The sequence below is a fragment of the Gallibacterium salpingitidis genome (assembly GCF_030517105.1).
Classification (GTDB): Bacteria; Pseudomonadota; Gammaproteobacteria; order Enterobacterales; family Pasteurellaceae; genus Gallibacterium; species Gallibacterium salpingitidis.
This window is the reverse complement of the sequence record NZ_CP103875.1, coordinates 142,421-163,304: the sequence shown is the minus strand read 5'-3', so window position 1 is coordinate 163,304 and position 20,884 is coordinate 142,421. Positions and strand designations below refer to the sequence as shown.

Sequence of the window (20,884 nt, the reverse complement as noted above, 5' to 3'; positions counted from 1 at the left end):
TTTCCTGTATTAATATTAGCGAAATTTATCAATCTCTACTTTCAGATAGGTTAATTATCAACGAGGATTTTCACCTCCAAATGGAGGTGAATCTCTTATAGCTTATCCGCCAACCAACTTTGCGCAAAGGCTAACGATTCGTTCAATTTTTCAGGCTCGTTACCACCAGCCATTGCCATATCTGGTCTGCCACCACCTTTACCGCCGACAAATTGTGCAAGTAAATTCACCAATTCTCCTGCTTTCACTCGGTCAGTTACATCTGGGGTAACGCCAACGATAAGATTGACTTTTTCATCTTGTGTTGCACCAAAAACAATAACCGCTGAACCAAGTCGATTTTTCAAATCATCAACCATCATACGCAATGATTTCGGTTCAACACCATTTACTGCTTTAATTACTACTTTAACACTATTTAACTCTTGTGCTTGTTGCGCTAGATCAGAAACAGCTTGAACAGCTGATTTTTCTTTTAATTGCTGTAACTCTTTTTCTAATTTCTTCGCTCTATCTTGCAATTGTTGAATTTTCTCAACAATAGACGGTACATCAGATTTCAATAAATCTGCACTTTGCATCAATAAAGTTTGTTGTGCTAATACAGCATTAAAGGCTTCTTCACCAGTAACCGCTTCAATACGACGAGTACCAGCCGCAATTGCACTTTCAGAAACAATTTTAAAGAAGCCAATATCACCAGTGCGTTTCACATGAATACCGCCACAAAGCTCTACTGAGAAATCGCCCATGGTAATCACACGAACAACATCGCCATATTTCTCACCAAATAACGCCATTGCGCCTTTCGCTTTTGCAGCTTCAATATCCATCTCTTCAACAGTTACTGCATGATTTGCTCGTACTTGTTCATTAACAATACGCTCAATTTCTGCTAATTGCGCTTTACTAATTGCTTCAGGTTGAGAAAAGTCAAAACGTAATAATTTATCTGAAACTAAAGAACCTTTTTGTGCAACATGACTGCCTAACACTTGACGCAACGCAGCATGTAGTAAATGGGTCGCTGAGTGATTAAGTGAGGTCGCTTGACGGCGTTTTGCATCAACTACCGCATTTAATGTTTGACCAACTTTAATTTGTCCTTTGTGTAATTCACCAATATGACCGAATACTTGACCATATTTTTGCGTATCTTTGACAGTGAATAGCACATCCGCACTTTCTAAAACACCGCTATCCCCGATCTGGCCACCTGATTCTGCATAAAATGGCGTATTTTCGAGAATCACTACTGCACTTTGTCCAGCATTCACTTCATCAACTTGTTTGCCATCAATGAAAATTGCTGATACTTTCGCGAGGCTTTCTACTTCATGATAACCTTCAAAAGAAGTCACACCATCCACACGAATTAAACTGTTGTAATCCATTCCAAATTGACTTGCTGCCTGTGCACGCTCACGTTGTGCGTCCATTTCACGATTAAATCCATCTTCATCAATCGTAATATCACGTTCGCGACAAACATCTGCAGTTAAATCTAATGGGAAGCCATAAGTATCATATAACTTGAATGCTACTTCACCAGAAAGCACCTTACCTTTTAATGATGCTAATTCAGTATCTAATAGTGCTAAACCACGTTCCAAAGTTCTGGCAAATTGTTCTTCTTCTAAACGTAATAATTTCTCAATATGTGCTTGTTTTTCTTTAAGAATATCACCAGCTTGAGCCATTACTTCAATTAAAGTTGGCACCAATTTATAGAAGAAAGTTTCTTTTGCACCAAGCAAATGACCATGGCGTACTGCACGACGAATAATACGACGTAATACATAACCACGACCTTCATTAGAAGGGTATACACCATCGGCAATCAAATAAGCACAAGAACGAATATGGTCAGAAATTACACGTAATGATTTATTGGTTAAATCTTTCTCACCGGTAATTTCGGCTGTTTTCGCAATTAATGTTTTGAAAATATCGATATCGTAATTGGAGTTAACATGTTGCAATACTGCACTGATTCTTTCTAGCCCCATTCCGGTATCAACAGATGGTTTTGGTAGTTTTTCCATTGTGCCATCAGCTAGACGGTTATATTGCATAAATACTACATTCCAAATTTCAATATAACGGTCACCGTCTTCTTCTGGAGATCCTGGAGGACCACCCCAAATGTGATCACCATGATCGTAGAAAATCTCTGTACATGGACCACATGGACCTGTATCACCCATTTGCCAGAAGTTATCTGAAGCATAAGGCGCACCTTTATTATCACCAATACGAATAATACGTTCTGCTGGTACACCTACTTGTTGATGCCAAATGTTATAAGCTTCATCATCAGTTTCGTACACAGTTACCCATAATTTCTCTTTCGGTAATCCTAACCATTGTGATGATGTTAAAAATTCCCACGCATAATGAATCGCATCATGTTTAAAATAATCACCAAAACTAAAATTTCCTAACATTTCAAAGAAAGTATGGTGACGTGCGGTATAACCTACATTTTCAAGGTCATTATGTTTACCACCTGCACGCACACAGCGTTGTGCTGTAGTGGCTCGATGATAGGAACGTTTATCAACACCTAAGAAAACATCTTTAAATTGATTCATTCCAGCATTGGTAAATAACAATGTCGGATCGTTTTCTGGCACTAATGAACTACTTGCAACAATTTGATGTCCTTTACTATGAAAGAAATCTAAATAAGCCTGTCTAATTTCTGCCGTTGTTTTCATAAAAATCCTATTAGTTTAAAAAGAAGAATTTTCTTTTCTGCGTATTACAAAATTTTATGACTTCTAAAAAGGGAAGAGAAAAAATTTGTATTTTACCGATAAAATAAACGGTGCTTATTCTTGCACATTTTTCAATTTTATTGAATGTAGAATAGGCGTTTTCAGATAAAATTCTTGTTTTAACTAAACCACAGCAAATTTACGGTAACTGTAATACTCTTAAAAAATACACTATATGGGTTATCTTAACGCAATAAATTGCCTAATTTAGTGCGTTACCTCTCAAAATTCGATATTTTTCTCAGAAAATGCCTATTTTCTCTGGTTTTAACCTTTGTTAAAGCGCGAAGAACCTTGCCAACGCTCAGCAACATTATGTTCTATACCTAATGAATCTAACATTTTTGTCGTTTGCTGACGAATCAATTCCTCAACTGATTGTGGTGGGTGATAAAACGCTGGGATTGGCGGAATAATATGAGCCCCCAACTTAGCTAATTTCGTTAAGTTTTCTAAATGGATCACACTAAGTGGCGTTTCTCTTGGCACAATAATTAACTTACGCTGTTCTTTTAACGTTACATCCGCCGCACGCCCAATTAAACTATCATGAAAACCGCAAGCAATACCGGCTACTGTTTTCATACTTGCCGGCACAATTACCATCGCATCAATTAGATAAGAACCTGAGGCAATCGTCGCCGCCATATCGTGATTGGCATAATGATAATCCATGAGATCATATAACTCTGTTAATTTCATATCCGTTTCAATGCGCAAGTTTTCTCTTGCCCATTGGCTAACTACACCATGAATCTCAATATCCTGCGGTAAATTACGCAATGTTTTTAATAAGTCTATGGCATAGACAACGCCTGATGCACCGGAAATCCCAATAATAATTCGTTTCACCATAATTCTATTTTCTCCTAGTGAATCTCTGTCCACTACTGTTAATGCCATATCATAGCAAATAAATATAAAAACCACTGTTGTTATAGCAATTTCTTGCTGGTTTGTTATTCATTTCAACAAAATTTAGATTTTTTACTATTTTTTTAGTATCAAGTATTGATTTAATTCATTTTATAGAGTAATTAATTAAGACTTTTCAAACAAACACAGCATTTATTTTAAAATTAACTAATGAGGGTATAACAATGAAAAAAGTCGGTTTTATTGGTTGGCGTGGAATGGTCGGTTCAGTTTTAATGGACCGTATGCAACAAGAACAAGATTTCGCAAATATTGCTCCAACATTCTTCACTACATCTCAAGCTGGACAACCAGCGCCAACATTTGCAGGCAAAGACGCTGGCGTATTACTTAACGCTTACGATATTGATGCATTAAAACAACAAGAAATTATCGTAACCTGTCAAGGCGGTGATTACACCAATGAAATTTATCCAAAATTACGTGCTACCGGTTGGGACGGTTATTGGGTTGATGCAGCTTCTGCACTTCGTATGGAAAAAGACGCTATTATTGTATTAGATCCAGTAAACCAACACGTTATCGATAAAGGATTGAAAGAAGGAATCAAAACCTATGTCGGCGGTAACTGTACTGTAAGTTTAATGTTAATGGCATTAGGCGGTTTATTTGAGCGTGATCTCGTTGAATGGGTATCTGTAGCAACTTATCAAGCAGCTAGTGGTGCCGGTGCGAAAAATATGCGCGAACTTTTAGTACAAATGGGACAATTACATAATGTTGTTGAAGCTGATTTAGCAAACCCAGCTTCTTCCATTTTAGACATTGAACGTGCAGTGACTGCGAAAATGCGTGCAGACTTACCATGCGATAACTTCGGTGCTCCATTAGCAGGCAGCTTAATTCCTTGGATTGATAAATTACTTGAAAGCGGCCAAACCAAAGAAGAGTGGAAAGGCTACGCAGAAACTAACAAAATTCTTGGTTTATCTGAAAATCCTGTGCCAATTGATGGGCTATGTGTTCGTATCGGTGCATTACGTTGCCACAGCCAAGCCTTCACCATCAAAATGAAAAAAGATTTACCATTAGCAGAAATTGAACAAATTCTTGCTTCACATAATGAGTGGGTGAAAGTCATTCCAAATGATAAAGAAACCACTTTACGTGAATTAACTCCGGCAAAAGTAACTGGCACTTTAAGTGTTCCAGTCGGACGTTTACGTAAACTCAATATGGGGCCTGAATATCTTGCTGCGTTCACTGTTGGTGACCAATTACTTTGGGGTGCAGCAGAACCAATCCGCCGTATCTTAAAACAATTAGTTGCTTAATTCATTTTTGATAAACTCGCTTCTATACTGTAGAAGCGAGTTTTTTCTTGTTTGTTATGACTGATATTATTGAAACTCATCCCCTCAAACCATTTTTACCTACTAACGCTAAAATTTTGATGTTAGGTAGTTTTCCTCCACCACAAAACCGTTGGAAAATGAATTTCTATTATCCTAATTTCCAAAACGATATGTGGCGTATTTTCGGCTTAGTGTTTTTTCAAGATAAAGATCATTTTTTAACTGCCGATAAACAGTTATTTGACCAAGCAAAAATTGAACAATTTTTGCAACAACAGGGTATCGCCATTTGTGATTCAGGTTATAAGATTATCCGCCAGCAAGGCAATGCCTCAGATAAATTCTTGCAAATTGTTGAACCAATTGATTTAACTGCGGTATTAGCAAAAATTCCACAATGTAAGGTACTGATGACTGCAGGTGAAAAAGCCACAGAAACCTTGTTATCACTACTACCAGAAAAAATTAAAATGCCAGCTTCAGGAGAAAGCTGCGAAATTACGATTGGGCAACAACAATATCACCTCTATCGTTTACCATCATCTTCTCGTGCTTATCCACTTGCTCTCAATAAAAAAGCCGACATTTATCGGCAGTTTTTTATTAAAGAACAAATCTTAGATATATCCACTATTTAGACTATATATGGCTTAAATTAGAAATAATTTAAGCCATATATTATTTATTCCACAGGATACCAATGTAAACGACTAAAGACTACTTGACACATTTCACCTTCTTGCGGACCATGATCTCGTCGTCCTTTTTGTATACGAAGTTCCTGATTACCAATCAAAATACTATAATCAATAACCTCACCTAAATATGAACGACGTTTTACTACTCCAGGAATACCACCTTGGCTAACAAAATCTATTTCGGATGGACGAGTAGCAAGAATCGCCTTTCCTTGTTGTATCAACTCAGCTGGCGGTGTTGGATTAATCATAAACTGTCCATCGCATCCATCAAAAGAAACTCCTTGAGCAGATACGTTCACCTTTAACTGATTAGATAATCCAATAAAACTAAATACAAATTTATTTGCTGGATTATTATAAACATTTAGTGGTGTATCGATTTGCTCAATAACCCCTTTCTTCATAACTAAGATACGATCTGACAACGCCATTGCTTCTGATTGATCATGGGTAACATAAATTATTGAGAAACCAAATTTACGTTGTAATGCTTTAATCTCGAAACGCATTTCTTCTCGCAAATGTGGATCTAAACTTGATAATGGTTCATCAAGTAACATCACATCTGGATTTAAAGCTAATGCTCTTGCTAAAGCTACTCGCTGTTTTCCACCACCTGATAGATCATCCGGACTTTTTTTAGCAACACTCAATAAATTAGTATGTTTTAAAGCATCTGTTGTTCTTTTCTCAATTTCTTGTTTTGACAAATTTTTCAACGCCAATGGAAATGCAACATTGTCATACACACTCATATGAGGCCATACTGCAAATGCCTGAAATACCATACCAAAATTACGCTTTTCTGGTGGTAAATAGAAATTTGTTGCTTTAGACGAAAGTAATCTTTCTCCAACTCTAATCTCACCACCATCAAGATCTTCAAATCCAGCTATCATCCGTAATGTAGTTGTCTTACCACATCCTGACGGTCCCAACATTGAAAAACATTCACCCTTTTCAATTGAAAGATTTAAATCAGGAATCGCTATTACATCGCCGAATTGTTTCATTACATGGTTAAGTTGAATATAACTCATATTTTTCTCCTCAAAATCCGGCTATTTTTTCGTTTTCTTTTCCGCATAACGCTTAATTACTGTTTGTCCAAAGACAATAATAATTAACGCAATACCAGCTAAAGCGGCTGAATATACAGTTTCACCATCTTCATTCAATGTATAAATAGCAACACCAATAGTACGAGTTGATGGGCCATATAACATCACAGATACCGTTAATTCACGCAACGCTGGTAAGAAAATAAGGAAAAATGCAGCGATCATTCCTGGACGCACAAGAGGAATAACAATATCCTTCAATGATTGCCACATACTCGCACCACAAGCACGAGAAGCTTCCACCAAAGAATCATGTACTTGCTCCAATGCAGCTGAATTTGCTTTCAAAGAGAACGCCATATAACGTGCAATATACGCAATTAGGATAATCCATACTGTGTTATATAAATTAATACCAAACTTACCACTCCACGCTAAAATTACCCCTAACGCGATTACCGAGCCAGGTACTGAGAATGGCAACATACCTAAAAACTCAAGAATACCTTTGCCTTTTACTCTCATCTTCACAATAACATAGGAGATCATTACACCGGCAAACATGGTGATCACTGCTGCTGCTAATCCCAACAATACACTATTACGAATAGCATCTTTGGTTAACTGCCATTCAAACAAGATAAACTTATAATTATCTAATGTGAGATTTTCCCATGTAACTGGTAAACCATAAGTTTTTAATCCACCTACAATAAAGATTGTTACTGTTGGTAATACAATCGTGAAAGCAATATAAAGCAGACAGATGATCAGCAATGGCATTCTTAATCCTCTGAGTTTCACTTCAACAGGTCGGAAACTTTTACCTGCAATAATTTGGAATCGTCCACGATTAAGAATCTTATTTTGTAACCAAATAATTACCGCTGCAGTAAACACCAAAACTGTTGCTAATACAGTACCAGTACGAATTGCTTCAAAACTACCTGCGCTTTGGTGAATACGTTCATAAATTAGAGTCGGAATATTAAAAATACCATTTTCAATTCCTAGTACTGCAACCGTACCAAAATGAGCCATAGAGTACAGCATGATCAAAAGCGCACCTGACACAATACTTGGCATCACTAATGGAATAGTAATTTTTCTGGTAATCGTAAATAGACTTGCTCCAGAAATACGAGCCGACTCTTCTAAAGTAGGATCCATTCGTTCTAAAGCACCACAAACTTGAATAAAGACAAATGGAAAGAGATACATGGTTTCAACAGCCATAATTCCAGCATAACTATAAATATTGAAAATAGGCTCTTCGAATCCAAATGTATCCATAAAGAAACGATTTATATAACCTGCACGAGGAGATAAAAGCATTTTCCATGCCAATGCACCAATAAATGACGGTAGCATAAATGGCACTAGAAACATAACCTTCATAAATCCTTTATAAGGTAAATCAGTGCGAGTTACTAACCAGGCAAAAAATGTGCCAACAATAGTACTCATCACTGTCACGCCAGATGCAATAAATAATGAATTCAATAAGGCTTCATAAGTTTCTTCTTGCTTCAAAATTTTTACTACATCACTAATATTAAATTGACCATCTACCCAAAATGAATTGATAAATATCAATAATACTGGTACAGCAACGACAATCACCAAGATACCTATTGATAGCGCCAAAATACTATTTGCTACATTAAATGGGCTTTTTTTCTCAATTACTGTCGCCATAACTATTTCCTCATCTGTTGCTCTGTTTGTTGATCATCAGCAAACCAAAGTAAATCGTGGAAATTGACATAACAATCTTCATCCTCTTTGAACATGAGATTATTCTGTAATGCAGTATTCGTCGAAATTTCTGTGCGCAAAGACACACCATCAATATCGATCATATAATCCATCACTGCACCAAGAAAACTTGCTCTAACAACTTTTCCTTTTAATCCTGTCGGATGCTTGCTGAGGATAATATCTGATGGTCGGCAACCTAATTTGCCTTGCTGTTGAGGAAGATTTTCCCATTGAATCGCTTGTGTTCCTTGCCCGACAAAATGACAACCTTGCTCATAACGTATAGGAATAAAGTTAGCTAATCCCATAAATTTAAACACCATTTCATTTTCAGATTTCTCATAAATTTCCCATGGCGTACCAATTTGCTGAATATTTCCATCTTTATCCATAATCGCTAAACGATCAGAAATAGCTAAAGCAATCTCTTGATCATGAGTTACATACAAAATAGTAATCCCTAATTTCTTTTGTAACTCTTTAATTTCAAACCTCATTTCTTCTCTTAAATTTGCATCCAAATTATTTAAAGGTTCATCTAAGAGCATCAAAGAAGGCCTTGCAACAAGTGCCCTCGCTAAAGCAACACGTTGTTGTTGTCCTCCAGAAAGTTGAGATGGCAAGCGTTTCTCTAGACCAGTTAAATTCACTAAATCTACCACTTCCATCACTTGCTGCTGAATAGTTTGCTTATCTAACTCTTTCAGCTTTAATGGATAAGCTATATTGTCAAATACTGTCATATGTGGCCAAACAGCATAGTCCTGGAAAACAACGCCTAATCCACGTTGATCAGGTTGTATATCGACACCTGTGGTGGCATCTGCCACTACATTGTCGTCAATTAAAATTCTTCCTTTATCAGGTACTTCAAACCCTGCTAATAAACGAAGTAATACTGTTTTTCCACACCCGGATGGTCCTAGTAAGGTAAAACATTCACCATCTTTTACTACAAGAGATAAATCTTTCAACACTTCATTCGAACCAAAAGCTTTGCTTATATTTTCGAATTTAATTGTTGCCATAAAACATATCCCTTAACTATTAATTACGCCCTTGAAGAATTTGCGTGAATTTCTTCACCGTTTCTTCTTTCTCAGTCAAAATTGCTTGGTAATCAATTGGAATTGCACGACTCATCGCATCATCTACGGTAGGCATTCCTTCTAAAGATGGGATTCCTTTTCTCACAGGTAATGTACCTTCTTGAGCAATAATCTTTTGTGCATCTTCAGAAAGTAAGAAATCAATAAATTTTTTGGCAGCTTCTTTATTTTTAGTTCCTTTAAAAATAGCTGCAGGGCTTGGAATCACTAGCATCTCTTTAGGATAAACTAGTTTTAATTCTGCGCCTTTCTTAATTTTATCGTTTGTAATGTAATCCACTGCTAACGATGCTAATAAATCGCCAGACGCAGTATCATCCACAACTTGCCCTGAACCTTTACCTACTTTCCCTTTATTCGCTTTAATTTTTTCAAAAAATTCCCAGCCAAAAGTAGATTTCAATAAAGCAACGCTCATATAAGAGGTTCCTGATAATGCAGGGTTAGCAATACCAAAAGCACCTTTATATTTTGGACCAGTAATATCATCCCATGTCGCAGGTGGTTCTTTCACAAAACGTGTGTTATAAGCAATACCTAATGTTCCTAATCTAATCGGCGTAAAAGAACCATCAAAATTAGGAATCGGATTTACAATATTGCTGACTTCTGGCGAAACATACGGATCTAACATGCCATTTTCTTTCATTTTAAAGAAATCCGGTACTTCACTAGTCCAAATAACGTCTGCCATGATTTGTCCAGACTCTTTCTCTGCTGCGATTTTTGCCATCAACTTACCTGCACCAGCAGATTGATAGTCCATTGAAACTTCTGGATGTTTTTCGCTAAATTTTGCTTTTAATGCACCAATCAAAGATTCTTTCATTGATGTATATACAATGAGTTTTTCATTCGCTTGAGCAAAACCTGCAACGGTCATACTTAACCCAAGAGTGATGATTAATGAGGATAATTTCTTGTTCATAAGCCAGTCCTTCTTATCTGTTTATTAATGGGTAATACTGCTCAAATCGTTCTAATTTTGTATAGAACTTAACCTACAATAACTATCTGACTTAGAAAAAAAAAAAGAGGGGTATACTTCGTAAAAAATGGTCAAATTTAACTCATTTAACATATAAATATAGGTCAAAATTAACCCATTTTATTAAGTGTTAAATATCACTAATAAATATATCGAGAAAAACGTTCATAAATGACACAAAGATCCGATTTCATGAAATAAATTTAAATTTTATTTTTTTGAATATGATCACAAAAAAAAACGCCTCTGCCTACTAGTTTTTTGGCTAATATACAAGCTACTTTGCTAATTTAACTCTAGGTGAATAGTATGCAGACATCAATACTCAAACCTTTTATTGTTTTTCTGTTCATATTATTTGCTATTTTTCCTACATTGAGTAAAGCTAGTGAACTGGTTATTGGTACAACATTTGCACCTGAAGCGATCAAACCGCTCATTGATGAATGGAATAAACGACCTAATACTATTCCGATTACTACTCTTAATCGAACTAGTGCATCTATTAATCAACTACTCTCCACCGAAAAAGCCAAACAAGTTGATCTTGTGCTAAGTTCATCACCAATGCTTTTCTATAATTTACAAGAGAAAAACAAACTAGCGCCTATACCAAAATATATGAATAACCAAACTACTTTTTTGCCCGATATTCTAAAAACTAGTACTGTTGCTTTTGCCTTTTCTGGTTATGGTATGTTGTTAAATAAAACCGTATTACAAGATATACATACTCCTTTACCAGAGTCTTGGAAAGATCTTACTAATCCTGCTTTACAAGGATTAATTATTATTAGTAGCCCATCTCGCTCTGATACCAACCATATTATGTTAGAGGCTTTGTTACAAAAATATGGTTGGAATGAGGGATGGTCTATCATTGAAAGAATGATGATCAATGTCGGCACTATTTCTTCCCGAAGTTTTGGCGTTGTCGATAAAATTCAAGCACATTTAGGTGCTATCGGAATTACTATTGATAATTACGCCCATATTGTGACACAAAAAAATAATCCTGAACTCATCTTTCAATATTTTCCACAATTTCCAACCTCTCCGACATTTATTGCGGTAGTTGCAGAAAGTAGCAAGAAAGAACAAGCATTTAAATTTATCTCTTTCTTATTGGATACCAACACACAGCTCATTTTGGCAGAAAAACAACTCAGTAAATACCCAATTATTTCCTTGCCAATAACGCACCCAAAAGCCGCCTTACAGCAACAATTATTTAAACAACCACAATTAAACTATGATTTATTAATTAAAAGACAACAATTGGTAAAACTACTCTTTGAGCAACATATCGTTCATCGATTAAGCTTATTACAAGAATATTGGCATTTATTACAGCAAAAAGAAGCCTCTCTTAATCGGACACTACCTGAATTACGAAATATTCTTACTTCGCTACCTGTTTCAGCAGAACAATCCGAAAACGCACAATATTTATCTGAATTTGATCGTTCACAAGAACTGTTAAATTGGCAGCATTTTTTTATTGCACAACAACTCTCATTTATTAAAGCATTGGAAAATTTAGAATGAAATCTTGGTTAAAACGTTTAGATCTTAGTACTGGTTTACAACTCTCTTTTTTAATCAGTGTATTCCTTTGCCTATTAGTGGGTGGCGTTGGTTTATATACCTGGCAACAACAACGTATTGAAATAAACTATGCCTTAGTACAAAATTTCCCTAAAGTGCAAGCAGCTTTCCAAACAGAAGAACAAATCAATATTTTACACAATGCCTTTATTCGGCTTGTCAATGTTAACAATACTAATGAAAAAATTGCACGCTATAATGATGCAAAGCAACAATTATCAACACTCAAAGAATTAATCATCGAGTTAGACGAAAATTTAAACGATGATTTAATGCATTTATTACATCAACAATCTTCATTATTAGAACAAATTTCACAAAATATTACTGGAACTCTTACTCTAAATGAGGAATTAAACAAAGTTCTTTCTAAAATCAATTGGTTGCATGATGATTTTCATAATGAATTTACTGCACTTTTGCAAGAAATGAGTTGGCAGCAATCTACTTTGGCCAAAACCATCACTCAACAACCCCAAGCCACACAAAAAATCGAACAACTAAAACAATTACAACAGGAATTACTCTTAGTTTATGATCTCACGAATTATGAAGAACAAATTATTACTGAATTAAGATCACAAATTGCTGAATATACTCAGAAAGATAACACTGTTAAACTTCACAACTACCTCAGTTATCTCTCTTTATTAATTAATAATCAGATTAATCTACTCAGCAGACATTCCCCAATCTCTACTATCAAACAAATCCTTGATGAACTAATTCAACTTGGTTTGAACCATCAAGAACTGCCTACCTTATTTGCCGTACGTTCACAACTTAATCAACAACGACAACAACTAGTTAAAGACAGCGATACTATATTCGAGTCTTTTCGTAAACGTATTAATACTCAAGTCGGCAATAGCGAAAATCAACTACACCTACTACATTATATTGTTGAAAAAAGTACACAATTTAATGGATTCCTAATCTTATTAGTTATGCTGATCGCTTGTCTTTTTGTTATTGCAGTAAACTTTTTTTATATTCGTTTACGTTTATTAAAACGGTTCCAACAATTAAATCTTGCCGTTTCCCAATTAACAAGCGGCAAAGATAACGTAAAAATAGCCGTTTATGGTAATGATGAGTTAGGTCGTATTGCGCAATTATTACGACTATTCTTATCTGAAATGCAGAAAAAACAGGCTGAACTAGAAGCAAGAAATCAAACATTGCTCAATGAAATTCATAATAGAATAAAAATTCAAACTGAATTAGAAAATATTCAAAATGAGCTAACACAAGCTGCAAAACTTGCTGCTGTAGGAAAAACTCTCACTTCTATCAGTCATGAAATCACACAACCTCTTAATGCAATGAATGCCTATTTGTTCAGCGCTAAACGGGCTATCCAAAAACAAAAGATGGAAGCAGTATTAGATTACCTAAATAAAATTAACCATTTGGTAGATAGAACAGCATTAATTATTAAAAGATTACGTCAATTTTCTCGACAAGGAGTCGGAAAATTACAAGCTGTCAATTTGACTAATTGTATTCAAAATTCATGGGAATTATTAGAATCTAAACATAAAAACCGCCAAGGTAAATTAATTATGCCGCCAACATTACCTAATATTCTTGGTGAAGACGTATTAATTGAACAGGTTTTTGTTAATTTATTCCTAAACTCTTTAGAAGCAATTGAACATATTCCACCAGAAATTCATATTGAAATTAATCATTGTGATAAAAACAACATCTGTTTATGGGTTTCAGATAACGGCAAAGGTTGGCCCTTATCTGATAAGTTATTACAACCTTTTTCAACTAATAAATCTATTAACTTAGGTCTAGGCCTTTCTATTAGCCGATCGATAATGGAACAATGCCAAGGTGAGTTACATATTGCATCTACTCTAACCCATCATGCATTAGTAATTTTAAATTTTAAGGTAACTCAAAATGTTTAGCACAGAATATAACGTACTACTTATTGATGATGACATTGATATTCTTGAATCTTTCCAGGACTTACTACAACAAGAAGGATATCAAGTTATCACCTGCTCCGATCCTATTGATATAGTGACACAAATTCCTGAAAATTGGCTTGGTGTTGTATTGTGTGACGTACTTTTACCTAATATTTCTGGATTAACTTTATTACAAGATATCATTAAGTATGATCCTCAATTGCCGGTGATTATGATCACTGGTCATGGTGACGTACCTATGGCGGTGGATGCCGTAAAAAAAGGAGCACTTAATTTCCTTGAAAAGCCATTATCCTTAGAAAATTTACTAATTCAGATTAAACAAGCTTTACAACAACGAAGCAGTACAATAGAAAATCGGTTATGGCAATTAAAACAATTAAATGAAGTCTTTATTGGCCAGAGTGATTGGGGTATCGCAAATCGAGAACAACTACAAAAACTAGCCAATAGCAATATTCCTGTCTTTTTATGGGGAGAAGCTGGTACAGGACGGCATCTTTCAGCCATTTATTTACACAAATTAAGTGCCAGAAAACACTCTCCGCTAGTCACTTATGAATGTTATCCTCAAGATCAAATTAATATAGAAGCATTAATTAATGAAACTAAACAAGGTACTTTAATTCTGAAAAATGTTCACTATTTACCACAACGAGAACAACAGTTATTAGCAAATGCCTTAAATAACGAGAATGTATCATTCCGTTTAGTGCTCATTAGTGATTTAGCTCTACTACAACTTATTCAGGATAAGTCCCTTATCTCGGATTTTTATTATCTATTTTTACATACTCAGATCGAATTACTGCCACTAAGAAAACGTACTAGCGATATCATTCCAATTTTTTGTCATTATGTGCAGAAAAGCTGCCTTCGTCTAAAGAAAGAGTATGAAAAACCACCTAAAAAAATCTTACAAACCTTGCTAAATCAAGACTGGAGTGGAAACGTAAAAGAACTAATTAATATTGCCGAGTTATATGCTATTGGTTTACTTTCCGATCAAGTCTCTTTATCACCACATTCATCAACTCCAATGACTGCGGGAGATATAAAACCCCTCAACGAACAAGTAGATGAATACGAAAAACAGATCATAGAAAATGCATTGATTTTTTATCAAGGTAGAATAAATGAGGTAGCCACTTATTTAGATATTCCACGTAAAAAACTATATTTACGCATGAGAAAATATGGCATTGATAAAAAAAATTATAAACTCTAACTACATTAAAAAAGAAAGCCAATAGTCCTAGCTATTGGCTCTCCTCCGATTAATCTTTCATATTACATTACGCCTTACGCCAGGTGGTGCCATTAGCACCATCTTCAATTACCACACCCATCTCTTTTAATTTATCGCGAGCGGCATCTGCTGCAGCCCAATCTTTATTGGCTCGTGCTTGATTACGTTGTTGGATTAAAGCTTCAATAACTTGAGTTTCATCATCGTCTAACCCCGCTTGTAAAAAGGTTTCAGGATCTTGATATAACAAACCTAATACACTCGCTAATTCACGCATTCTGGCAGCGAAACCATTGGCAATTGGATTATCTTCTGCTTTTAGTTTATTGAGCTCTCTTGCCATATCAAACAGTACTGATAACGCACCCGGTGTATTAAAATCATCATCCATCGCTGCTTTAAAGGCTTCAACAAAGTTCTCGCCACCAGCAGCTTCGGCATTAGCATCTGTACCACGTAATGCGGTATATAAACGTTCTAACGCTGAATGAGCTAATTTCAGATTTTCTTCACTGTAATTTAATTGACTACGATAATGAGCAGTTAATAGAAAATAACGTACACTTTCTGCATCATAATGTTGCAATACATCACGAATAGTAAAGAAGTTGCCTAGTGATTTGGACATCTTCTCTTTATCCACCATAATCATGCCTGAATGCAGCCAATAATTGACATATTCACCGCCATGCGCACAGCATGATTGAGCAATCTCATTTTCATGATGAGGGAACATTAAGTCTGAGCCACCACCATGAATATCAAAATGTTCCCCTAATTGCTTGCAGTTCATTGCTGAACATTCGATATGCCAACCAGGACGACCTGCACCCCATGGTGATTGCCAGCTTGGTTCATTTTCTTTCGACATTTTCCAAAGTACGAAATCCATCGGATTTTTCTTAATGCCATTAATTTCAACTCTAGCGCCCGCTTGTAACTGGCTTAAATCTTGACGAGATAAAGCGCCATACGCTTTAAATGAATCCACATCAAACATTACATCGCCATTGTCAGCAACATAAGCATGACCGTTATTAATTAACTTTTCCACTAAAGCAATAATCTCTGGAATATGGTGTGTTGCACGTGGTTCAAAATCAGGACGTTGAATATTTAATGCATCAAAATCCTTATACATTTCCGCAACCATGCGATCCACTAACTGTTCGCAGGTTTCTTTATTTTCTAATGCACGTTTAATAATTTTATCGTCCACATCAGTAATATTACGTACATAAGTAAGCTGATAGCCTAAATAACGCAAATAACGTGCAATAACATCAAAACTAACAAAGGTTCTTCCATGTCCAATATGGCAAAGATCATAAACGGTCACACCGCACACATACATTCCGACTTGATTTGGATGAATAGGGGTAAAAATCTCTTTCTCTCGTTTTAATGTATTGAAAACCTTTAACATATTAATGACCTTTATATAAATAATTGAACACTTTCGTTCGATTTCACAAAAATAGACCACTTTTACATTTTGTGGAATAATAGCGCGGTTTTTGACAACGCTATTTAAGGAAGAGCTAATGATAATACTACACACTAATTTTGGCGATATTAAAATCGCATTAAATTTTGAAAAAGCGCCAATTACCGCAGAAAACTTTCTAAATTACTGCAAAGAAGGTTTTTATAACAACACGATTTTCCACCGCGTTATTGATGGTTTTATGATTCAAGGCGGCGGAATGGAAGTGGGAATGAAAGAAAAAGCCACTAAAGCTCCAATTCGTAATGAAGCCAACAATAGATTAAGCAATAAACGCGGCACTATTTCTATGGCTCGTACATCTGATCCACATTCTGCTTCAGCACAATTCTTTATCAATGTTGCTGATAACACCTTCTTGGATTATCGTGCAAAAGAGATGTTCGGACGTGAAGTAGTACAAGAATGGGGTTATGCTGTTTTTGGTGAAGTGGTTGAAGGCATGGATGTAGTAGATAAAATTCGTGGCGTAAAAACGACTAGCAAAGGTTACCACGATGATGTTCCAGTAGAAGACGTAATTATTCAATCTGTTACTGTCGCATAAAACAAAAATTATCCTAGATAGCATCATATCTAGGATAATTTCCCATTACCTTTTCTTGATAAAACGATAGCCAGCTGACGAAAAAAACGAACCAAACACAACCACACCAGCGCCAATATAACTTAATAAATTCAAATTAGGATAACTAAAGTTATGCGGCAATAACCAAGCAAAAATAAACGAAAACAAAATCGTCACAATCGGAATCAACGGCATAATCATACTGATTTTAGAAATATCCCAACGGTTTAATGCTTCTGCATAACAGCCATACGCTAAAATGGTGCCAATACAGGCATAAAACAGAAATAATAGCGTAATCGGTGCTAGATGAAGTAATTGAGCAGGTTTTGCTACAGGCAAAAACACCAAAGTACAACCTAAATACATCGCAAATAAAATCTGTTGAGAAGTAAAATTTCTTAGTAGAAATTTTTGCGCAACAGCATATACAACCCAAACAATACTTGAGCTGACGCAAAAGAAAATACCTAATGAAAAGCTATTAACGTGTGAAAAATCAGCAAAACGATCATTAAAAAATAACGCCAGTCCGATCAATAAAATGGTTAAACCGATTTTCTGATGAATTAACAATTTTTCTTTAAAAATAAAGATGCCACAAATCAACATAAAGAAAGAAGATAGTGGACTTAATACTTGGCTTACTGTGGCTGGGATATATTTCAGCGTCAAATTATAGAGTAAAAAATTCGCAGATAAACCAATGATTCCTAAAAGGATTAAGATTATATGTTGACGTTTTAGTTGTGCTAAAAACGCTCGCTTTTTCCCCATAAATAGAATCAAGTAAGCACCTATTGCCGCAACAAAGAAGCGACACCAAACAACTGTTTGGTTATCTATATAGGGCAAGACTGGTTGTAAAATAATTGGCAAAGTACCCCACATTAGCACCGCAATTAACACCAAAATAAAACCAATGACAGGTTGTTGTTTCATACTCGTTATCCCATACTATCTCAACAACAAATAGATCTTTATCTTAGGGGCTGAAGTAGATTAGCACTTATGCTAAGCTACAAAAATGAAGATAACCAATTGTAAACTAAAGAAATCTATACAAAGAAAACTGCTTGAATTTTTTGTATTAGAAGTAACAGCACGATCAGCAGCAGATTTGCTTGGCATTCAAGCCAATACTGCCATCTTGTTTTATCGAAAAATTCGTCTCGTTATCAGCCATCATTTAGCACTACAAGCACATGAACTTTTCGATGGCGAAGTAGAGTTAGATGAAAGCTATTTTGGTGGTGTGCGAAAAGGGAAAAGAGGTCGGGGTGCAGCTGGTAAAATGGTGGTGTTTGGCATGCTTAAACGCCATGGAAAAGTTTACACAGTAACTGTACAAAACACTAAGACTGATACCTTACTTACTGTTATTAAAAAGAAAATACAACCAGATAGCATTGTTTATACAGATTGTTATCATAGCTATGATGTGCTAGATGTTAGTGAGTTTACGCATTATAGAATTAACCACAGTACTCATTTTGCTGAGCGGCGAAATCACATTAATGGGATAGAGAATTTTTGGAATCAAGCAAAGCGTGTGCTAAGAAAGTATAATGGAATTGATCGAAAATCTTTCCCTCTTTTTTTGAAAGAATGTGAGTTTCGTTTCAATTATGGGACACCATCTCAACAGCTCAAAATCCTGCGGAAATGGTGTCAGATTTAACGCTAATCTACTTCAGCCCCTTATCTTAAATTCTTATCTACTCTAGAAAATAGAACCAAATCTGACTATTGCATAATCAGATTTGGTTCTAACTTCTTTATGTTTTCTCTATATGTCACATTGCTAAATAGAGAAAAGTAAACCCACTTTATCTGTTAACCATAATAAAGTGGGTTTCCAATCATAGCGATAATAAATTAAACGTTTTCAATTTGTCCAATTAATGAACGTAAACGTTCTTGCCAACGTTGTTGTTCTTCTTTTAATTGTGCATTTTCTGCATTCAGTTGAGATTTTTCTGCTTGAAGAGCTTGGTTAGCTTGTTCCACATTGGCTTTTTGTTCTTTTAACTCTTCAATTTCTAATTGGAGAAGTTGGATAGTTTCTACAGCTTGTTTAATCTTCGCTTCAAGTTGATCTAAAATTTCTAAAGACATTGTTATTATTCCTCATTAGTTGTCCAATACATCAGGATGGCTAACATTCTATCCTAGATAAGATTCCATTTCATCTAAATTAAAAAAATCTTCAATAAATTAGTTAAGCAATCGTTCGCCAAATGCTAGAATTAAGCGGTTTTGATCATTGTTAGGGTAAGGAAAAATTATGAAAAGAGCATTGGCAATCGAATTTTCTCGAGTAACAGAAGCAGCAGCACTAGCTGGATTCTCTTGGTTAGGACGAGGTGATAAAAATGCCGCTGATGCAGCCGCAGTAAAAGCGATGCGTACTATGCTGAATCAGATTGAAATGAATGGTGAAATTGTCATTGGTGAGGGTGAAATAGACGAAGCACCAATGTTGTATATCGGTGAAAAACTTGGTAAAGACGTCAGTGAAGAACCAATCGCTATTGCAGTAGATCCAATCGAAGGTACTCGTATGGTGGCAATGGGGCAAGCCAATGCAATTGCAGTATTAGCCGCCGGTGGTCCAAATACCTTCTTGCGTGCACCTGATATGTATATGGAAAAATTAGTAGTTGGTCCAGAAGTCAAAGGCATGGTTGATCTCAATTTACCTTTAGAACAAAATTTACGTCGCGTTGCTTCTAAAATGGGTAAATTGCTCTCTCAACTTACCGTTGTCACCTTAGATAAGCCTCGACACAAAGATGTTATCACCAGAATGCAACAACTTGGGGTTAAAGTGTTAGCTATTCCAGATGGGGATGTTGCTGCTGCGTTACTATGCTGTTTACCTGATACTGGGGTAGATATGATGTATTGTATTGGAGGTGCTCCTGAAGGTGTAGTCGCTGCAGCAGGTATTCGTGCGTTAGGTGGTGAAATGCAAGCACGTTTATTAACTCGCGAAGTCGTAAAAGGTGATAGCGAAGAAAATCGCGCATTTGCAGAGAGTGAACGTCGTCGTTGTCAAGAAATGGGTGTAGAGATTAACAAAGTGTTGTTATTAGATGAATTAGTTCGCGATGACAACTTAGTCTTTTCCGCAACCGGTATTACACATGGCGATCTATTAAAAGGCGTACATCGTAAAGGTGATATTGCAACTACTGAAACCTTATTGATTCGTGGTCGTTCTCGTACAATTCGTCGCATTCAATCTTTCCATTATTTAGATCGTAAAGATCCTGAAATCTATCGTTTAATCAATCAATAATGTTGATATTTTATTAAATCATCACCGCAATAAATGCAAAAAAATACCGAGTCTGCTGGCTCGGTATTTTG

17 protein-coding genes are annotated in these 20,884 nt (G+C 35.7%); 8 read left to right on the top strand and 9 right to left on the bottom strand.

What is annotated here, in order from left to right:
• Positions 1-95: 95 nt before the first annotated feature.
• Both alaS and NYR30_RS00810 read right to left on the bottom strand, forming a co-directional pair.
• Positions 96-2,720: an alanine--tRNA ligase gene (gene alaS / locus NYR30_RS00815; RefSeq protein WP_066111156.1), complete on the bottom strand. Its 2,625-nt coding sequence runs from the start codon at positions 2,718-2,720 to the stop codon at positions 96-98.
• Positions 2,721-3,047: 327 nt separating this feature from the next.
• Positions 3,048-3,635, bottom strand: coding sequence for a UbiX family flavin prenyltransferase (locus NYR30_RS00810; protein WP_231923680.1), 588 nt, complete (start codon positions 3,633-3,635; stop codon positions 3,048-3,050).
• Between the two features lie 245 nt (positions 3,636-3,880).
• Here NYR30_RS00810 and asd point away from each other — a divergent pair, with 245 nt between their 5' ends.
• Both asd and NYR30_RS00800 read left to right on the top strand, forming a co-directional pair.
• On the top strand, positions 3,881-4,990 hold the full coding sequence (gene asd / locus NYR30_RS00805) for an aspartate-semialdehyde dehydrogenase (RefSeq protein WP_066106804.1): 1,110 nt from the start codon (positions 3,881-3,883) through the stop codon (positions 4,988-4,990).
• A gap of 56 nt (positions 4,991-5,046) precedes the next feature.
• On the top strand, positions 5,047-5,649 hold the full coding sequence (locus tag NYR30_RS00800) for a DNA glycosylase (RefSeq protein WP_066106801.1): 603 nt from the start codon (positions 5,047-5,049) through the stop codon (positions 5,647-5,649).
• A gap of 44 nt (positions 5,650-5,693) precedes the next feature.
• Here the strand turns inward: NYR30_RS00800 and NYR30_RS00795 are convergent, their stop codons facing one another.
• The 4 genes from NYR30_RS00795 to NYR30_RS00780 are packed head-to-tail and all read right to left on the bottom strand — an operon-like array spanning position 5,694 to position 10,571.
• Positions 5,694-6,752 carry an ABC transporter ATP-binding protein gene (locus tag NYR30_RS00795; protein WP_066111158.1) on the bottom strand — a complete coding sequence of 353 codons (1,059 nt, stop codon included), beginning with the start codon at positions 6,750-6,752 and terminating at the stop codon, positions 5,694-5,696.
• A 21-nt stretch (positions 6,753-6,773) separates the two neighbouring features.
• Positions 6,774-8,471: an ABC transporter permease gene (locus NYR30_RS00790; RefSeq protein ID WP_066111160.1), complete on the bottom strand. Its 1,698-nt coding sequence runs from the start codon at positions 8,469-8,471 to the stop codon at positions 6,774-6,776.
• Positions 8,472-8,473: 2 nt separating this feature from the next.
• A complete protein-coding gene (locus NYR30_RS00785) occupies positions 8,474-9,562 on the bottom strand; it encodes an ABC transporter ATP-binding protein (protein ID WP_066111162.1) in 1,089 nt (362 codons plus the stop codon).
• A 19-nt stretch (positions 9,563-9,581) separates the two neighbouring features.
• The gene (locus NYR30_RS00780) at positions 9,582-10,571 is read right to left on the bottom strand and encodes an ABC transporter substrate-binding protein (RefSeq protein ID WP_066111164.1); all 990 of its coding nucleotides are present in this window, start codon (positions 10,569-10,571) and stop codon (positions 9,582-9,584) included.
• 369 nt (positions 10,572-10,940) lie between these two features.
• Between NYR30_RS00780 and NYR30_RS00775 the strand changes: the two genes are divergently transcribed.
• Genes NYR30_RS00775 through NYR30_RS00765 form a run of 3 tightly spaced genes read left to right on the top strand, consistent with a single transcriptional unit; the run spans position 10,941 to position 15,413 of the window.
• Positions 10,941-12,179 (top strand): ABC transporter substrate-binding protein, encoded by a 1,239-nt coding sequence (locus NYR30_RS00775; protein WP_302501543.1) that lies wholly within the window; start codon positions 10,941-10,943, stop codon positions 12,177-12,179.
• Complete coding sequence (locus NYR30_RS00770; RefSeq protein WP_302501541.1) at positions 12,176-14,161, top strand: sensor histidine kinase; 1,986 nt, start codon at positions 12,176-12,178, stop codon at positions 14,159-14,161. The genes NYR30_RS00775 and NYR30_RS00770 overlap by 4 nt, the downstream gene beginning before the upstream one ends.
• Positions 14,154-15,413 (top strand): sigma-54-dependent transcriptional regulator, encoded by a 1,260-nt coding sequence (locus tag NYR30_RS00765; RefSeq protein ID WP_066106780.1) that lies wholly within the window; start codon positions 14,154-14,156, stop codon positions 15,411-15,413. Before NYR30_RS00770 ends, NYR30_RS00765 begins: the two co-directional genes overlap by 8 nt.
• Positions 15,414-15,480: 67 nt before the next feature.
• Here NYR30_RS00765 and cysS read toward each other — a convergent pair whose 3' ends face one another.
• A complete protein-coding gene (gene cysS, locus NYR30_RS00760) occupies positions 15,481-16,860 on the bottom strand; it encodes a cysteine--tRNA ligase (protein ID WP_066106777.1) in 1,380 nt (459 codons plus the stop codon).
• A 118-nt stretch (positions 16,861-16,978) separates the two neighbouring features.
• Here cysS and NYR30_RS00755 point away from each other — a divergent pair, with 118 nt between their 5' ends.
• Entirely contained in the window at positions 16,979-17,488 is a 510-nt protein-coding gene (locus NYR30_RS00755) for a peptidylprolyl isomerase (protein ID WP_066106773.1), read from the top strand.
• A 45-nt stretch (positions 17,489-17,533) separates the two neighbouring features.
• On the opposite strand, the gene NYR30_RS00750 is transcribed toward NYR30_RS00755, so the two are convergent.
• Entirely contained in the window at positions 17,534-18,451 is a 918-nt protein-coding gene (locus NYR30_RS00750; protein WP_066106770.1) for a DMT family transporter, read from the bottom strand.
• An 85-nt stretch (positions 18,452-18,536) separates the two neighbouring features.
• Between NYR30_RS00750 and NYR30_RS00745 the strand changes: the two genes are divergently transcribed.
• Positions 18,537-19,190: an IS1595 family transposase gene (locus NYR30_RS00745; protein WP_115241497.1), complete on the top strand. Its 654-nt coding sequence runs from the start codon at positions 18,537-18,539 to the stop codon at positions 19,188-19,190.
• A gap of 197 nt (positions 19,191-19,387) precedes the next feature.
• Here NYR30_RS00745 and zapB read toward each other — a convergent pair whose 3' ends face one another.
• Positions 19,388-19,627, bottom strand: coding sequence for a cell division protein ZapB (zapB, locus tag NYR30_RS00740; RefSeq protein WP_066106768.1), 240 nt, complete (start codon positions 19,625-19,627; stop codon positions 19,388-19,390).
• A 169-nt stretch (positions 19,628-19,796) separates the two neighbouring features.
• On the opposite strand from zapB, the gene glpX reads away from it, so the two are divergent.
• The gene (gene glpX, locus NYR30_RS00735) at positions 19,797-20,813 is read left to right on the top strand and encodes a class II fructose-bisphosphatase (protein WP_066113853.1); all 1,017 of its coding nucleotides are present in this window, start codon (positions 19,797-19,799) and stop codon (positions 20,811-20,813) included.
• The last annotated feature ends 71 nt before the right edge of the window (positions 20,814-20,884 follow it).

Excerpts from the sequence above, each read along its gene's own strand:
- NYR30_RS00810 (WP_231923680.1), bottom strand. The coding sequence starts at position 3,635 with ATGGTGAAACGAATTATTATTGGGATTTCCGGTGCATCAGGCGTTGTC.
- zapB (WP_066106768.1), bottom strand. The coding sequence starts at position 19,627 with ATGTCTTTAGAAATTTTAGATCAACTTGAAGCGAAGATTAAACAAGCT.
- NYR30_RS00795 (WP_066111158.1), bottom strand. The coding sequence starts at position 6,752 with ATGAGTTATATTCAACTTAACCATGTAATGAAACAATTCGGCGATGTA.
- cysS (WP_066106777.1), bottom strand. The coding sequence starts at position 16,860 with ATGTTAAAGGTTTTCAATACATTAAAACGAGAGAAAGAGATTTTTACC.
- glpX (WP_066113853.1), top strand. The coding sequence starts at position 19,797 with ATGAAAAGAGCATTGGCAATCGAATTTTCTCGAGTAACAGAAGCAGCA.
- NYR30_RS00750 (WP_066106770.1), bottom strand. The coding sequence starts at position 18,451 with ATGAAACAACAACCTGTCATTGGTTTTATTTTGGTGTTAATTGCGGTG.
- NYR30_RS00765 (WP_066106780.1), top strand. The coding sequence starts at position 14,154 with ATGTTTAGCACAGAATATAACGTACTACTTATTGATGATGACATTGAT.
- asd (WP_066106804.1), top strand. The coding sequence starts at position 3,881 with ATGAAAAAAGTCGGTTTTATTGGTTGGCGTGGAATGGTCGGTTCAGTT.
- alaS (WP_066111156.1), bottom strand. The coding sequence starts at position 2,720 with ATGAAAACAACGGCAGAAATTAGACAGGCTTATTTAGATTTCTTTCAT.
- NYR30_RS00755 (WP_066106773.1), top strand. The coding sequence starts at position 16,979 with ATGATAATACTACACACTAATTTTGGCGATATTAAAATCGCATTAAAT.
- NYR30_RS00745 (WP_115241497.1), top strand. The coding sequence starts at position 18,537 with ATGAAGATAACCAATTGTAAACTAAAGAAATCTATACAAAGAAAACTG.
- NYR30_RS00800 (WP_066106801.1), top strand. The coding sequence starts at position 5,047 with ATGACTGATATTATTGAAACTCATCCCCTCAAACCATTTTTACCTACT.
- NYR30_RS00770 (WP_302501541.1), top strand. The coding sequence starts at position 12,176 with ATGAAATCTTGGTTAAAACGTTTAGATCTTAGTACTGGTTTACAACTC.
- NYR30_RS00775 (WP_302501543.1), top strand. The coding sequence starts at position 10,941 with ATGCAGACATCAATACTCAAACCTTTTATTGTTTTTCTGTTCATATTA.
- NYR30_RS00790 (WP_066111160.1), bottom strand. The coding sequence starts at position 8,471 with ATGGCGACAGTAATTGAGAAAAAAAGCCCATTTAATGTAGCAAATAGT.
- NYR30_RS00785 (WP_066111162.1), bottom strand. The coding sequence starts at position 9,562 with ATGGCAACAATTAAATTCGAAAATATAAGCAAAGCTTTTGGTTCGAAT.
- NYR30_RS00780 (WP_066111164.1), bottom strand. The coding sequence starts at position 10,571 with ATGAACAAGAAATTATCCTCATTAATCATCACTCTTGGGTTAAGTATG.